At 50.6% G+C, this 15,607-nt stretch carries 13 protein-coding genes; 8 read left to right on the top strand and 5 right to left on the bottom strand.

Annotation, left to right across the window (positions count from 1 at the left end; all coding sequences use genetic code 11):
* Positions 1-16: 16 nt before the first annotated feature.
* The 5 genes from GBK04_RS30765 to GBK04_RS30770 form a co-directional block, all read right to left on the bottom strand.
* Complete coding sequence (locus tag GBK04_RS30765) at positions 17-742, bottom strand: DUF1565 domain-containing protein (protein ID WP_373331102.1); 726 nt, start codon at positions 740-742, stop codon at positions 17-19.
* Positions 743-974: 232 nt separating this feature from the next.
* Positions 975-3,782 (bottom strand): ATP-binding protein, encoded by a 2,808-nt coding sequence (locus GBK04_RS18445; RefSeq protein WP_373331103.1) that lies wholly within the window; start codon positions 3,780-3,782, stop codon positions 975-977.
* Between the two features lie 282 nt (positions 3,783-4,064).
* Positions 4,065-5,888 (bottom strand): ABC transporter ATP-binding protein, encoded by a 1,824-nt coding sequence (locus GBK04_RS18450; RefSeq protein WP_152762180.1) that lies wholly within the window; start codon positions 5,886-5,888, stop codon positions 4,065-4,067.
* Positions 5,889-6,072: 184 nt separating this feature from the next.
* Positions 6,073-6,858 carry a 3-keto-disaccharide hydrolase gene (locus GBK04_RS18455; protein WP_152762182.1) on the bottom strand — a complete coding sequence of 262 codons (786 nt, stop codon included), beginning with the start codon at positions 6,856-6,858 and terminating at the stop codon, positions 6,073-6,075.
* 118 nt (positions 6,859-6,976) lie between these two features.
* Entirely contained in the window at positions 6,977-7,141 is a 165-nt protein-coding gene (locus GBK04_RS30770) for a hypothetical protein (RefSeq protein ID WP_373331104.1), read from the bottom strand.
* A 595-nt stretch (positions 7,142-7,736) separates the two neighbouring features.
* On the opposite strand from GBK04_RS30770, the gene GBK04_RS18460 reads away from it, so the two are divergent.
* From GBK04_RS18460 to GBK04_RS18490, 8 genes are all read left to right on the top strand, one after another.
* Complete coding sequence (locus tag GBK04_RS18460) at positions 7,737-8,258, top strand: response regulator transcription factor (RefSeq protein WP_373331105.1); 522 nt, start codon at positions 7,737-7,739, stop codon at positions 8,256-8,258.
* Between the two features lie 157 nt (positions 8,259-8,415).
* Entirely contained in the window at positions 8,416-8,559 is a 144-nt protein-coding gene (locus GBK04_RS30775) for a hypothetical protein (protein ID WP_373331106.1), read from the top strand.
* 100 nt (positions 8,560-8,659) lie between these two features.
* Positions 8,660-10,099 carry a hypothetical protein gene (locus GBK04_RS18465; protein ID WP_152762186.1) on the top strand — a complete coding sequence of 480 codons (1,440 nt, stop codon included), beginning with the start codon at positions 8,660-8,662 and terminating at the stop codon, positions 10,097-10,099.
* A 56-nt stretch (positions 10,100-10,155) separates the two neighbouring features.
* A complete protein-coding gene (locus GBK04_RS18470) occupies positions 10,156-13,638 on the top strand; it encodes a beta strand repeat-containing protein (protein WP_152762188.1) in 3,483 nt (1,160 codons plus the stop codon).
* 124 nt (positions 13,639-13,762) lie between these two features.
* On the top strand, positions 13,763-14,128 hold the full coding sequence (locus GBK04_RS18475) for a hypothetical protein (protein ID WP_152762190.1): 366 nt from the start codon (positions 13,763-13,765) through the stop codon (positions 14,126-14,128).
* 7 nt (positions 14,129-14,135) lie between these two features.
* Positions 14,136-14,615, top strand: coding sequence for a hypothetical protein (locus GBK04_RS18480; protein WP_152762192.1), 480 nt, complete (start codon positions 14,136-14,138; stop codon positions 14,613-14,615).
* A 46-nt stretch (positions 14,616-14,661) separates the two neighbouring features.
* Positions 14,662-15,132, top strand: coding sequence for a CsgE family curli-type amyloid fiber assembly protein (locus GBK04_RS18485; RefSeq protein ID WP_373331107.1), 471 nt, complete (start codon positions 14,662-14,664; stop codon positions 15,130-15,132).
* Positions 15,133-15,161: 29 nt separating this feature from the next.
* Entirely contained in the window at positions 15,162-15,590 is a 429-nt protein-coding gene (locus tag GBK04_RS18490) for a curli assembly protein CsgF (protein WP_152762196.1), read from the top strand.
* Positions 15,591-15,607: the final 17 nt, after the last annotated feature.

Consider the following 15,607-nt stretch of genomic DNA (forward strand, 5'->3'; position numbering starts at 1 on the left):
ATGAAAGCACAGTTAGTCAGCGTGGGGCTACTGGTACCAGTTCTGCCATTGTTGTATATGCCTCCGCCAAAGCTGGCTGAGTTGTTCTGAAAAGTACAGTTGACCAGCGTCGGACTACAGACATTTCCGGTGGTAGACGTATTGTACATGCCCCCGCCAATTTGCGCTGAATTGCCGACAAACCGGCAATTGACAACCTTTGGACTACTGTTTTCATTGTACATTCCCCCCCAGAAGCCGCGTTGCTGTTTCCATGCGTGATCGTGAAGCCATCCAGGATAGCTGCCGTCGTTAGGCTCGAGTTATTGTACACGACAGTACGGCTATTGCCCGTCGGGAGGCCGTCGTTGTCGATATCTCCGCTCAATAGGGTATTGTTCGTCGCAGGATCAGGGTTGCGGTCGTTTCGGTTGGCTTGCCCGCTGGTGAAGCCACCGTAAATGGCTACGCCCTCCTTCATCGAAAACGAAGCCCCATTTTGGGCAGGATTGGTCGTGGGCTTATAGGTACCCTGGGCTACCCAGATCTCATCGCCCGCCTGGGCAACGGATATGGCCAGCTTCAGGTCTTTAAAGGCCGTGCCCCAGCTGAGGCCATCGCCGTTGTTGTCGGGCCGGGCATCATCGACGTAGCGGATAGTGGCGAAGGAAGGCGAAGCCAGTATGAGCAGGCTGATGACAAGCAGCATTGCTCTCAGGTAGGTGTAGGTTTTCCGGATCGGAAAAAGTAAATCGTTTTTCATGTACTACTAGGTTTTCGGTAAGTCGAGATGAACAAATACACGAAAGCACCAACGCTCTCCTGATTGTGACACAAACCTATTCAAACCTCCCCGTCGGATGTTAACTCCTATGTTACATCTTTTGCTCTTATGTTGCATCAGGACAATTTTCTTTTGCTCCTATGTTCCAAACGTTTTGCTCCTATGTTCCAGAATTTTAATAAGTGACTGAAAATGAGAGAGCCACTCAATTTCAGATTGAGTGGCTCGTCAAAAAAGAGAAAGTTGGGGGATTGGGCTGGTAATTAGCTATGGCCCCCCACTCGGAGGGAGGAATACCCATCAATTCATGAAAAGATTTCGAGAAATAGGACAGGCTTTCGAAACCCGTCTGATAGGCTGCTTCCGATACAGTATACCTACCCGTACTGAGCAGTTCGGCGGCGCGACGGAGCCGAAAATTGCGGATAAACTCCGTGCTGTTCTGGCCGGTGAGCGCTTTCAATTTACGGTGCAGCTGGGTGCGGCTTACCTGCATGGTCTGGCAAAATTCCTCGATGCTGAAGCTGCTGTCGGCAAGGTGTTCATTCACCACCTCAATAGCCTTTTCCAGAAATTCGTCCCGGACTGGATAGTCCCGGAATGGATGGTCCCGGACTGGCTCGTCCCCAACTGGATATTTTTCGACTTGCTCCGTGTCTTTTACGGAAGTGTTTGTACTTGGTTCATTCATTTGCTGGCTATACTTCTGCCGCAGGAGTTCACGTTGCTTCAGCAGATTCTGAACCCGCACGCTGAGTTCCTGGCGGTCGAAGGGCTTGGTCAGGTAGTCATCAGCCCCTAATTTAAGTCCTTCGAGCCGATCGTCCAGAGTGGCTTTGGCTGTGAGCATAATGACCGGAATATGGCTGGTGCGAAAGTCGGCTTTGAGTGCTTTGCAAAAGCCGAAGCCGTCGAGCCGGGGCATCATCACATCACACACCACCAGGTCGGGAATGCGCTCATAGGCTTCTGAAAGACCTTTTTTTCCATCAGTTGCTTCTATGACCCGGTACTTTTTTTCGAAGATTGAGCGAATATAAGCCCGTAGGTCAGGATTGTCTTCAACCACCAGCAACAGGGGCATGTCGTCATGATCGACCTCTTGGTCGGGCTCGGCCTCCTGCGAAAGAAAACTGTTTCCCGAAGGTACCCCGTCTCCTGGATTTTCGGGCAGACTGGGCTGTAAAACTACGTCATGCTCGCGAATGGGGTACCCTGCCCAGGTTTGGGGATCTATGGGCAGCCGTACTTTAAAGGTACTTCCTCGTTCTGGCTCGCTCTCCACCTCGATGTTTCCCCGTAGCACCCCAACCAACTCCTTGACCAGCGAGAGACCGATACCCGTTCCTTCCTGAACATATTCGTCCTGTGCCTCGACCTGATAAAATCGATCGAAAATATGGGGCAAGCGGGCTGCCGGGATTCCAATGCCAGAGTCACGCACGGTAAGGAGCAATTCTCGCGCAGAATAGTCGGCCATTACCTCGATCCGGCCATTGTCGGGCGTAAATTTGAAGGCATTGGACAGCAGATTGGTTACGATTTTCTCCAATTGATCGGGATCGAAAAGAGCTTCCTTTTCCTGCCTGTTCTGCTCGTAATGAAACAATATATTGCGGCTCTGGGCCAGGGATTCGAACGAGGCGAGTACAGGTCGGAGAAATTTTACTAGGTCGGCCCTGACCAATGTGGGCTTGAGTTGTCCCGCTTCTATTTTCGAAAGGTCGAGGAGTTGGTTGATAAGGTCGTGCAGGCGGCGCACGTTGCGTTGCATAGCCGGAATCAGGCTTTCGGCAGGGTACTTGTTTTTGAAATCGGCCAGCGGCCCCACCAGCAGAGTCAGCGGGGTGCGAAATTCGTGCGAAATGTTGGCAAAGAAATTGGTTTTCAGTGTATCCAGTTCTCTCAGCTTTTCGGTTTGGGCCTCGGTGAACTCTAGCTTCTGCTGCGCCATTGTTTTCACCCGCTCGTAGTTGCGAATGATTTTACCCAGAAACAGCCCGAAAACGAATATTTCACCAATGAAAAGGAGACTGGAAGTTTGGAACACCCAGGGCGCATTCAGGATACCCAGCAGGCTCATCTGCCAGAAAAAATAGCTGATGAGTCCCATCAGGAAGGGAACCGAATAGTACCAGTCGATAGAGTACCTGCGGAACATCGAAAGGGCATAAAGCAGCAGCACTACTCCCTGAGAAAAAAGTACCAGCCAGGTACTGATCAGGAGCCAGTACCAGCGGTAGTCCAGGACAATGGCCACGCTCAAGGCAATCACCAGCAGTGTGATGCCATTCAACAGGTAACGGACATAGGGGGGGAAGCGACCGATGGGCAAAAGTGCCTTAATTGCAATCACATAGCTGATAGGTATAAGGTGAGGGGCAATAATATTGATAAGTGCGGCCGGGAAAGGAGCATTGGTAAGGAATTCTCCCAGGTCGCCTGTCAAACCCCAATAACTAAGCGAGTGAATAGCTAGCTTGGTAGAATACGCCCGGAAAACGTACTCCCGCACCCCGAAAATCGCCAATAAAACGATGTAAAAAAGCCGAAGGGCGACCAACCCGCTGATAAAGCCCGCCCGGCTCTCGCCTTTGGCCTGTTCCTGAAAAAACGATGAGCCCCGGTACAAAATCACTCGTACGCGTTGACCCCGCTGGGTTCTGGCGCGTAAGTAGATTGTTTTTTGCTCGCTATCCCCCAATTCAAAGGTAAAGTAGGGATTCGTGCCCAGGTACTTCCGCTGCTCTTTGGCTACGAATGCACCGCCTGATGTTTTGTGGTAGTTTCGGTCGGAACTATCCTCAGAAACGTAGAAATCGATCTGCTCCATGGGATTGTCATCCCAGCTGAGGTACCATTTTTCCTCGTCCGCCCCTACATTCTTCAGCGTAAGCCGGTACCAGTAGGTATGGTTTGAAAAAGGTATGCGGAAGTTGTTAGTTTCAACGGGACTAAAAGACTGCTTCTGTACTTCGGACAAGGTAAGAGCGGCGGTTGTGTCCACGAAAAAAGACATGTGCCGCGAGACTTGCCTGGAGTTGGCAAACGATGAATCCAGCCGTAAAACCTGACTCTGGGTCGGGAAATATAAAAAAAGTAGAAGGGTAGAAATGAGGTAATTCCTGGACATATGATGGCCTCCTTCGTTAAGTAAGTAGCGACTATTAAACTATTCTGAGAAGGGGGACGGCATTTGCTGCTTCAAAGTTACAGGGATTATCCTACCACCGCAAGAAAGGTACCACAATCAACCGACAGCACCGAAGCAGAGTTACTGATAGGAAAACTCGGCTCACCTCTAGTTTTGCATGACGGTTAGCTTTCGATAAAAGCCGTCGAAATTTTCCAGCAATTCTTCATGGGTACCCCGTTCGATAATTTGACCCTGGTGCAATACCAGTATCTCATCAGCATGCTGAATGGTGCTAAGGCGGTGGGCGATTACGAGTACGGTACGGTTTTGCATCAAATGGGTAAGGGCTTCCTGCACCAGTTTCTCCGACTCCGTGTCCAGGGCGGAGGTAGCTTCGTCGAGGATCAGGATCGGGGGGTTTTTCAGAATGGCGCGGGCAATGCTCAGGCGCTGGCGCTGGCCGCCCGAGAGTTTGGTACCCCGGTCGCCGATGATGGTCTGGTAGCCTTCGGGCTGCTCCATGATAAAGCCGTGGGCATTGGCAATGCGGGCGGCTGCCTCTACCTCTTCCGGCGTAACGTCGGCTCCGAAGGCGATGTTGTTGAAAATGGTGTCGTTGAACAGGATGGATTCCTGCGTGACAATTCCCATCTGCGCCCGCAGGGAGGCCGGGATAAGTTTTCTCAGATCCTGGCCGTCGATCAGGATTTGTCCTTCGGTGGGATCATAAAACCGGGGGACCAGGTCGGCCAGCGTGGACTTGCCGCCGCCCGAGGAACCTACCAAAGCGATGGTTTTTCCCTTTGGCATGGTGAAATTTATGTTTTTCAGCACGGGCAGGCCTTCCTCGTACGAGAAAGACACGTTTCGGACCTCGATCCGATCCCGGAATTCGGTAAGGGGTACCGCCCGGGGATCTTCGGGAATGGCATTGACGGCATCCACCAGTTCTAGCACGCGCTCGCCCGAAGCGATGCCCCGCTGGGTGTTACTGAAGGCGTTGGATATTTCTTTGGCCGGCCGAAGTACCTGCGAAAATAAAATGATGTAGGAGATGAACTCCGAAGCAGAAAGCTCCGACTGATTAGACAATACGAGCGAACCCCCGTAGAGCAGGATGAGCGCCACCACCGTGACCCCCATGAATTCGGAGAAAGGGCCGGCCATTTCGCGCTTGTAGGCCATGGACTTGATCGCCCGGCGGTAGGCGTCGTTCTCCTGTCCAAACCTACCTTTAATAAACGGTTCCGCGTTAAAGCCCTTTACCACTCGCATACCCCCGAAGGCTTCGTCCATCAGGCTGATCAGTCCGCCCAGGCGCTGCTGACCCGTACGGGCATCCTTGCGCATCTGCTTGACGATGTAGCCGATAAACGCCCCCGATACCGGAAACACCAGGAAAGCGAACAGGGTAAGGCTGACTGAGATATTGAACAGCACCGCCAGGTACACGATAAGCGTGAAAATCTCTTTGAAAGCCGCCGAAAACGTGGTGGCGATAGAATTTTCTACCTCCTGCACGTCGGTCATGACCCGCGAAATCAGATCGCCCTTGCGCTCGTTGGAGAAAAACCCCAGTTGTAGGCCGATGGTATTATCGAAGACGGCCTGGCGGAGTCGCGCGACCATGTTGACTTTGAAGCGCTCCAGAATCCGGGCCGACAGGTACCTGAAGACATCGGAAAGAAAGACCGAGGCGATGATAATGCCGCAGACGAACTGAAGCGCTCCCAGTTTGCCCCGGCTTTGCAAAAAGGTACCGAAGTAATAATTGAAAAGGCTACCCAGATAGTCGAGACTGAACGAGGGATCAGGCAGGCGTACCACCGTAGGGGTATCCACCTGATTGAACAGCAGATCGAGCAGCGGAATCAGCAGCGTGAAATTGAGTACCCCGAAGAGGCTCGCCAACAGGGAGGTGAAGAAAAAAGGAATAATGTACTGCTGTAGTGGACGCGCGTACGAAAGCAATCGCCAGTATATTTTCATGGCGCAAAGGTAGTTTTTTTAAGGCACAGAGTAGCAAAGGCAGAGAGGCGCTAAGTACCCGGGGTACCTTAGTAACACAGGGGTAGGTGGTAAGAGGAATAGAAGAATGAGGGCACAGAATCAGTAAACAATCCTCAAAAAACTTTGTGCCTCTGTGCCTTTGCTCCTTATCTGATACTTTCCACTAAAACGAAGTGTCCGCTTTTTCCAGATCCAGTTTTTTGATCCAGATATTCCGGTAAAGCACATCATGGCCTTCGGCTTGCAGTTTGAGGCCCCCGGGTGTATCGGTAATGCCCTTGCCGCCGTCGTTGCCTCCGTCGATCCCCGAGTTGGGACCTCCCCACACCTGGTTGATGGTCTGATTGTCGTGGACCTTCTTCCCATTAAAATACATGGTCAGCATCGCCTTTTCGGTACGTTTGCCATTTTGAAAGCGTGCCGCCCGGAACTCGATGTCGTAAGCATTCCACTTACCCACGCCGTTGTAGGCGTAGTAGGGCGAGGGGGTTTCGTTAATCACGGCCGCCAGGCCGTGGCTGGTCGTGTCGCCGTCGAGTACCTGAATCTCGTAGCGGTTCTGCAGGTATACCCCGCTATTGCCACCCGGTTTGGAAATATAGAATTCCACATGTACCCGGAAGTCGCGGAATTTCTCCTTCGTCACAATATCGGCCGAGCCGTATAATCCTCCGGCGGCGGTAGGGTCGTTGCTGTTCAGCACGGTACCCTGGCCGGTGGGATCCTTCATGATCGTCCACTTGATGGGTGGCTTGGCGGCCAGACGGGGACCATCCCAGTAGGTCCACTTTTCATCGAGCATTTTACGTGAGCCGTCGAAATAGACCTCCGCGCCCTTGATAGGCTTGGTACCTACCCCCGTCTGAGCGGTGGCAGGCAGTGAGGTGGAAAGTAAGAAGCCGGTCGCGGCCAGGGAAAAAGCCGCACGGGCCAGAGATTGGAGTTGCATAGAGTCAGTAACAGTTTGAGAGATCTAGATCAGGAAAAGAGTAGGCGAGGGTAGGCAGCAAAAGCTACCGTGAAAGTAAAGACTCCCCTTGTGGCTACCTACTCATGCACAATTCGGGTCAGCTGTTTTCTTTCAGCATTCGGATGAAGGCTTCCTCGTAGGCTTTCAGGGCGGCCAGAAGTTCCTCTAGCTCTTTTCTTTGGGGGGTACCTGCCGGTGCTCCGTACAGCGCATCGGCGCGTTCGGAAGCCTGGGCATATTCGCTTTCGTTTGTGATTTCCATGCAGCTAAATTTGACGCAACAACTTGCGGGAGTCGATTCTGTTGAATACCTGATTTAAAGTATTTATTTAATACTGTTGCTAAAGTAGCAGGCAAATATTTACATTTGTCAGGGCTTATGGCAATTATTTATTAATTTAAGAATAAAAACCAGTAGAGTCAGGGTCGCCCTTGCTTATCCCACCAAGAAGTATCTCCCCCCTATTAGAAAGCCAGGCCCATCGGACCTTTCCCGGAAGGTCGCAACAAGCCCGGGCCATAGATTGAGCTTTGCAATTCATTGGATATATACAAAAGAAAGTGAATTAATTTGTGCGTTCAGTAGTCCATTCACGTCCTTTTACCGTAAATCGTATATCTTTGCCCGGGCAAATGGATTTGTCGGTACCAGGTTACTGCGGATGAATTTCTGAGCGTACCAGGTAGCGCGCACTGACTTGAATAAATTGCTTATGGTCAACTTTGTACAGCCTCAACCCTCATCCCGGTTAGTATATTTATGTGGTCTATCAGCTTCGACGGAAAAGGAGTTTTGCCGCCACTTCAAAGAATCATTACACGAGTGGGAGTTACGGATATACAGTCTGGAAGATGGGATGAAACTTGCAATTCACCACAATCCTGCTTATATTTTCCTGTACACCGAAACGATTGACCATCTCACTCAGGTTTTTTCTGATATTGCTTTTTTGCGGAAGCACTTTCCACATATTAACCGCATTCTGGTATGTACCAACGAATTGTATTCGGAGCGCATGCTTGAGGAGGTCAGCATCGATGGGTTTCTGATTCCTGAATCCAAAGGGCCGGAACTGATTTCGTGCGTCAATAACGTAAGCAAAGGATTGAGGTATGTGCACCCCCGCATTCGTCGGACCTATGTGGAAACGCCGCATCTGCCCGCCAGCATCACGGATCACGAGCGGAAAATCCTGAACTACATATCCAGAGGTATGCAGAACAAAGAGATCGCCGAAGAATTATTTATCAGCCCTCATACGGTAAAAAACCATAAATCAAAGCTTATGACGAAACTCGAATTGGCCAGGACCATTGATTTGTACAAATTTGCCATGCGGTACGCTACGCAGCCTACTGTGGAGGCTGTGACCACTTGATCAATAAGTACACTTTCCTATGGATTCTTAGCTTATTTCCTATTTGATGCCTACCCTTTAATCAACACCTTTGCGGAGTTGATTAATCTGTATTTACTAGTTTATTCACTCAAACCATCTATTTAAATCTTTTTTTCACTGTTTAATGAGAATTCTAATGAACAACACAAAGAAAACGTACACAAAACCGACGTTGAGCGTCAAAGGAAAAGTGCAGAATTTAACGCTGGCCGCTGGCTCTTTCTCGGCTGACGTTCCCGGTGGTGCCACCAACGGACCTTTCGGTGGTGGCGGTGGTTAAATTGTAGGATTTTTAGTTAGGGATGAACATTCTTTGTTGATCCCTAACTAATTAAATGTAAATACTTTATAATCTTTATATCCAAACAATTCAATGTAGTATGAAAAAAATTATCTTATCGCTTGGGATGCTGATCGCGGTCGCAACGGCTTCTTACGCACAAAACAACACCGCTACCCTTAACCAGAACAATGGTGCCCGTAACACGGGTAACATGACCCAGAACGGGCAGAACAACCAGGCAAGGATCAACCAGAATGGCGTAGTGGTAACCGACAACAAGGCGGTAATCATGCAGACTGGAAAATCCAATCAGGCATTGATCGACGAAGCGGGTAAATTGAACGACGTGATGATCACACAGAGCAACACATCCGTTGCAAACCACGATGCGTCTGTGCAGATTATCAACAACGACAGTGAAAATAACTACGTACGCGTAACGCAATCGGGTAAGGGCATGCGGGCCGATATCCAGATTCGGGGCGATGGTATGGCTAACGGTGGAAGCCCCGTCATTTTCAACCAATCGGGCGACACAAACCGCGCGCGTTTGTTGGAAACGGGTGGTAACGACAACGACTACAATGCCGTATCGCTGACCCAGTCGGGCAAGGATGGCCAGTCGTACACCAATCTGGTGGGCGACAACAACTCCATCACGATCAATCAAGCCGGTAATACCAACAACATCGGTAACTTCGCCGGGGGTGGCCCTGCTATTGGCTCTTCATTTACCCGGACACGGGTTCTGGCTGGACCAAACCAATCATTGGCAGGTCCGAACTTCCTGGGTGCGGATGGCACTGCGGTCGGTATAGGAATCAACGCCGGTATCACTGTTGTGGGTGATATGAACACGATCAGTGTAACGCAGGGTGCTGCTAGCCGTAACAACTTCGCGGGTATCCAGCTGAATGGTACACAAGCCGATGGAGCTAACCAGAACAAGGCTACCATCAATCAGGCCGACAACGCCGAAGACAACCAAGCTTTGATTGTTGTAAACAGCAACCAGGATCGCAACGCGGCTACGATCAACCAAACTGGTTTTGCGCAGTTCAACCGGGCGGCCATTATCCAGAACGGATCGGACGACATCGCGACCATCAACCAGTCGGGTAAGTTCAACGTGGCCGTTACCCAGCAGCAGATTGGAACCAACACCGGCTCCAACGTAGCTACGATCAACCAGCCGGGTAATAACAACACGGCTTACACTTTCCAGGAAGGACAAATTGGTAGCCGGGTAACCATTACCCAGAATACCAACGGTCATATTGCGGAAGTTTACCAGATCGGAAACGGAAACCACGATGCCACCATTACGCAGGAATCTGTGACGGGCGGTAGCCGCCTGATTCTCCAGCAGGAGGGTACGGCCAACAAGGCGTTCTTGACCCAAAAGGATATTCAGGGCTTGCCGACCGACGTGGAAATTCGCCAGACGGGTATGAACAATACCGTGAACGGAATTGCTACGGGTGGCGTAACGCGCTTTATCCAGCAGAACGGTAACAACAACGTGATCAATCTGTAAGCGGAGTTGCTCCAATCAAAATTTTTTCAAAATTTTCATTCCTACCAGAATAACATATGAAACGAATACTTTTAATAGTAGGGATCGCTTTTGGCTGCACCTCCGTGTACGCGCAGAACTCGATCCAGCAATCGGGCAATAATAACTTCTTTACCGCTGATCAGAACGATAAGACCAACCCTCTGACTGTATATCATGTCAAGCAGTTCCAGGGCTACAACGAGATCAAAATCCGTCAGGGTTTCGACGTATTCTCGGCCGGCCAGCAGAACGTAGCCAACCTGAATCAGATTTCCATCGGAGTGACGCAGTTGAACATGCGCAACTACATGGACGTATTCCAGGAAGGTGCTTCTAACCGGATCAATTCTGACCAGTATGGCCAGAACAACCGCCTCAAAGCTACGCAGACGGTATTCACCAACACCAGTACGATCAATACTTCCCAGTCAGGCTGGAACAACGGTATCATAGTATTGCAGGATGGCGATCCTGCCGGTGGTACTGCGCAGTTCACCACCACCATTCAGCAGGGAGGAGCGATTCCCGGTAATGCTTATAATGGTGCTAACGGTAATGTTGGGCCACTGCCCAATACCAGCCGCAACACAGTGATGCTGAGCCAGCTCGGTGTGGGTAGGGGAACCGCCAACATCACGCAGTTGGGTTCATCGGGTTTAGCTACCGTTACGCAACGCGGCGGTGACATTGCTCAAAACCTGATGACCATTTACCAGACCAACAACGGTGGTGCTAACGTACAGCAGGCGGGTAACAACAACGTCATTACTGTAGCACAGCAGGGCTACCAGTATGCCAAAGTACGGCAGCAGAGCGCCAATCCAGCTAATCAAACGGAGCCGGTTAACAGCACAATCACGATTCTTCAGGGCGTAAACCAACTGGACGATACCCGCAACTCAGCCGATGTGAGCCAACTTACAGGTGATGGAAACCAGGCTACTGTAAACCAGAACACAAACGGCGCAGAGCGTAACTATGCTACCATCCGTCAAATCGGAACCCGCCTGGGCGGTACTCCCAGCACAGTGACGGTAAACCAATTGGGTAAGTCGAGCACGGTGGAAGTAGAGCAAATGGAGAATAGCTCGGGTAACACCGCTAACTTTACCCAGGGTATCTCTGAATTGTTCCAGGGTAGCAACGCTAAACTGAACCAGGGTGGCAATGCCAATACCTACAACTCTGCTCAGTATGGTCGGAATAATAACATCGGTGGTACGATCGGTGATATGTCATCGTTCGGTACTCAGAGAGGTATCAGCAACAATACGTCGCTGACCCAGAATGGTCGCAACAACCAGATAGCGCTCAATCAGGCTGGTACGACAAACCAGATCTTGGTTGATCAATTGAACGATCAAGCTTCCACGGAGGGCAACAAGGCTACGGCTACTCAGGGAACTGGTACTTCGCAGAACATTATGCAAATCATCCAAAACGTTCCTGATGGAGACAATAACGTGGCCATCGTGAACCAAACGAAGGGTGACCTGAACCAGGCACTGGTTATTCAGTATGAGGATGATTACGCCTCCATTACCCAAAGTGGTACGGATGATCTGGGCGATCCAAGCACTGTAATTGTCAATCAGCAGACGGCTGGCAATGCCAAAGCTACCGTAGTGCAAGCCGATGGTACCAAGGGTGGTGATGTAGTAATCGCACAGGCTGCTATCGGAAACGAAGCCACAGTATCGCAGAACGCCGGTCGTAGGAACCAGGCACAAGTTTCACAGGGCGACGACATGAACAAGGCGACTGTGACGCAGACGGGAACCCTGGATTTGGCCACACCTAGCATAGTTCTTGTAAATCAGCTTGGTAAAGCCGGCGAAGTTACCGTAACGCAATCGGCTAACGGAAGCACGACTCAGGTAGATCAGTACGGCGGTGACCGCAACAAGAGTACAGTTACGCAGAACGGCACGCGCCGCGACTACGTACGTACCGAGCAGGGTGGTGACGACAACATGTCGACCGTAGGTCAAATGGGCGATAACAACATTGCCCGCGTATTGCAGGGTGGTGTGTTGGGTACCCTCGACCACGCCATGAACACGGCCTCGATTATGCAGGCAGGTACCGACAACGACGCTGTAACGGCTCAGGGCGGTATCGGAAATAATGCCTCGATCGACCAGAAGACGGGCCGCGACAACTTTGCCGTTACGGTACAGTATGGTACAACCAACATTGCTAAGACGACGCAGTCGTCACCCGGCAAGCTGAACAGCGCCACGGTATTGCAGTTGAAAACCAACAACAACCCTGGATTAAGCGGAGCGCTGGGGTCGACCAACGCCAACACCGTAGCTGACAACATCAAGGCAGCCAGTGGCAACTATGGTAACGGTATTGACCAGGTGGAGGACAACAACGCTACGGTGAACCAGACGGCAGGTGAAAACCAAGTGGCATTTGTACTGCAAACGGGTGACAACGAAACCCTGACGCTGAATCAAATGAACACAGATAACAATGCCTTTGTGCTGCAGGCCGGTGAATTTGATAAAGCAACGATTACTCAACGTGGATCATTCGGTATCGGCCTTGCTGCCCAGTACGGAACGGACGGTCAGAATGGTAATACTCTGATTGCCGATCAGTCAGGTTCGTACAACGCATTCGTGGCTGCTCAGGGGTACCACAACAACTCGATCACGATCGATCAGCAGGGCTCTGAGAACGGTTTGAACGGCAGTGGAGTACTGACAGGTGGTATTATTGCCGCTCAATACGGTCAGCGTAACACCATCAACCTTACGCAGAACGCTAACATGAGCCTTATTGGGGTTGCCCAAGGTAACATCGCTCCGGCTGTTCCTTCGATCGACTTGGTTGATCTGCTGGGCTTCACGCAGGTGTTCGATAATACGGCTACTGTAAACCAGACGGGTCGTCAGAACATTGCGCTGATCGGTCAGCAAGGTGACGGCACCGCGGGCCTTAAGTCAGAAGCTACGATTACGCAGGCAGGTCAAAACAACTTGGCAACGATTCTGCAAGTCAATGTAGGCCTGACCGACGTATTCTCACTGCCTAACAAAGCGGTTGCCACGCAGTCATCCACGGTGTCTGAGTCGCAGATCATCATCACACAGCAAGGCCGTCGTAACGATGCCGACGTTCAGCAGCTAGATGGTCGTAACCAATCCATCACGCTGACCCAGACGTTGGACGAGAACAAAGCTACCCTGAAGCAGTTGACGGGTAACACCAACGTAATTATATTGAATCAGGGTACGGATCCCGGCCGCGTCGGTCACACGGCCACCATTACCCAGAGCGGCGAGGTGAACACGGCCCTGTTGGATCAGTCAGGATATGAGAACTCTCTGACGCTGACTCAGACGGGTAACCGCAATACGTTGCAAGGTCTGGGTGGTAATCCTACCGCACAGCAAGGTGGCCACAATAACATGGCTACGTTGTCACAAACGGGAGAAGATCACGTGATCAACTTCAACCAGTCGGGCATGAATAACATGTCAACGATCGTGCAAACGAACCTCTAAGGAAGTTGGATAAATCCACATTCTTAGTACCTTTGCAGATCATGTAAAAGCGGCATGGAGACTGTCCCCGGAAGGGGATGGTCTCCATACTTGCTTACATCAATCCTTAATCTATTCAGCCCTTATGAAAAATATACTAATACTACTTGGTTTGGTGGGTTCCGCCACAGTTGCGTCCGCTCAAACTGCCGAAAAACCTTCTCAGTTAGTGCAGAAGGGAGAAAAAAACGTCATCAACATGAATCTCAAGAGCACGGAAGGCGATTCGCTATCCAACCATACCCGCATCATCACGCAGACAGGTACCAACCAAATCCACATCGAAGGCAATACGACCCCCGATTCGCTCCGTACCCTCATGGAAAACGTAGCGATCGAACAGGCCGGCCAGAAAAATAAGGTATCTATACAGAGCCAGGGCGGCAAAGGCAATACCGTACAAATCAGTCAGTCCGGCTCAGGCAATTCCATCAGCATCAAACAAAACTAATCCACCCATGAAGAAATTACTGGCATTTGCAGGAACGGTACTGCTGCTCAACAGTGCGGCGCATGCCCAGCAACTCAGCGGCTCTTCGGAACTCACACTGCTCAACCAATCGGGGCTATCTATCAAACAAGTACTGGCTTCTGCCTCGTCGGTAAGTCTGGACGAATTGACTTCCTACCAGCGAGGTAATGCCAACCAGCAAACCATCAATCCACAGCAGGGTGAGAATCAAATCCAGATGATTCAGGATGGGTCGTTCAACACCATGGATGTACAATTATTGGGCGAACGGAATAATTTTCAATTTGTTCAGCAGGGTAATCGCAACGTTCTGGAGCTGCGCAACGTACAGGCCAATGACAATACCCTGCAGATCATACAGCGTGGTAACAATAACCAACTCATAGACCAAGGCTCGGGCTTACTGAGCCGACCCATCCGAATCGAGCAGAGCGGAGGCATGAAAGTATTTATCAATGGACAATAAAGAAAGGTGCAAACGATTCCTTGGGTTAATACTGACCGTAACAGGAATGTTTGTGAGTAGTATGAGTGTGGGACAGGCAGTGGAGGAAGACTACGACGAAAGAACCTTTGTACCCCTAGAGCAAAATATCTCGCTCGAATCCCTATCCAACGTATTACTACTGGACGACACTCGTACTAAAAATGGTCGTGATTTTTACGAGTTTTTTTATCAGCAGTGGCTTTCTGTCCAGACGGACACTACCGTAATTTCCCCTACGGCTTTCTCCGACATTGGAGAAGAACTGAATGTTGCGGTGGACGAGCAACCCGCTCCGGGTGGTATTGGCACTTCCACAGTTGTGTCCATTTCGGTCAACGACGTTATGATTTACCAGCAATTTCTTCAACCTCGCCAGGGTGTGATTGAACTTATGGCGGAGGATGCCATTGGGGCCTTAACGCAGTATATTCAAAACTATCAGGAATTTCAAAAACAATTGGGCAGCGACGACCAAATGGGTAGCGGTATATACTAACTAGCTAATGGTCATTAAAAAACAATTCTATGAAAAAGTTACTACTCCTCACACTTATTGCTTTAGGCGGAACCCTCAGTGTACAAGCGCAGACCTTGATATACCGGGCGCAAAACCCAGCTTTTGGCGGGTACTACTTCAATGCCCAATGGCTGCAGGCTTCGGCCCAGTTCCAGGATAAAAGCAAGGATCCCACGGCTCCGTTAACCGGCCAGACGGGCAGTGGTTTCAACAATAGCAATTCGTTGGATGATTTCTCTTCCTCGTTGAGCCGCCAGTTGCTCAGCCGCATTACTACGCAGTTGTTGAATGCCCAGTTCGGAGAAGACTCTTTACAGGAGGGTACCTTTCAGTTTGGCGACCTGCGGGTAGACATTACTAATGCCGCCGATGGTGTAAACATCCGCATTGTGGATGGCCAGGGAGGCGAAACCACCGTCACCGTCCCTTACTTCTGAAAAATTCCCCGGAATCC

Origin of the sequence: Salmonirosea aquatica (assembly GCF_009296315.1) — a bacterium.
GTDB classification, from domain to species: domain Bacteria; phylum Bacteroidota; class Bacteroidia; order Cytophagales; family Spirosomataceae; genus Salmonirosea; species Salmonirosea aquatica.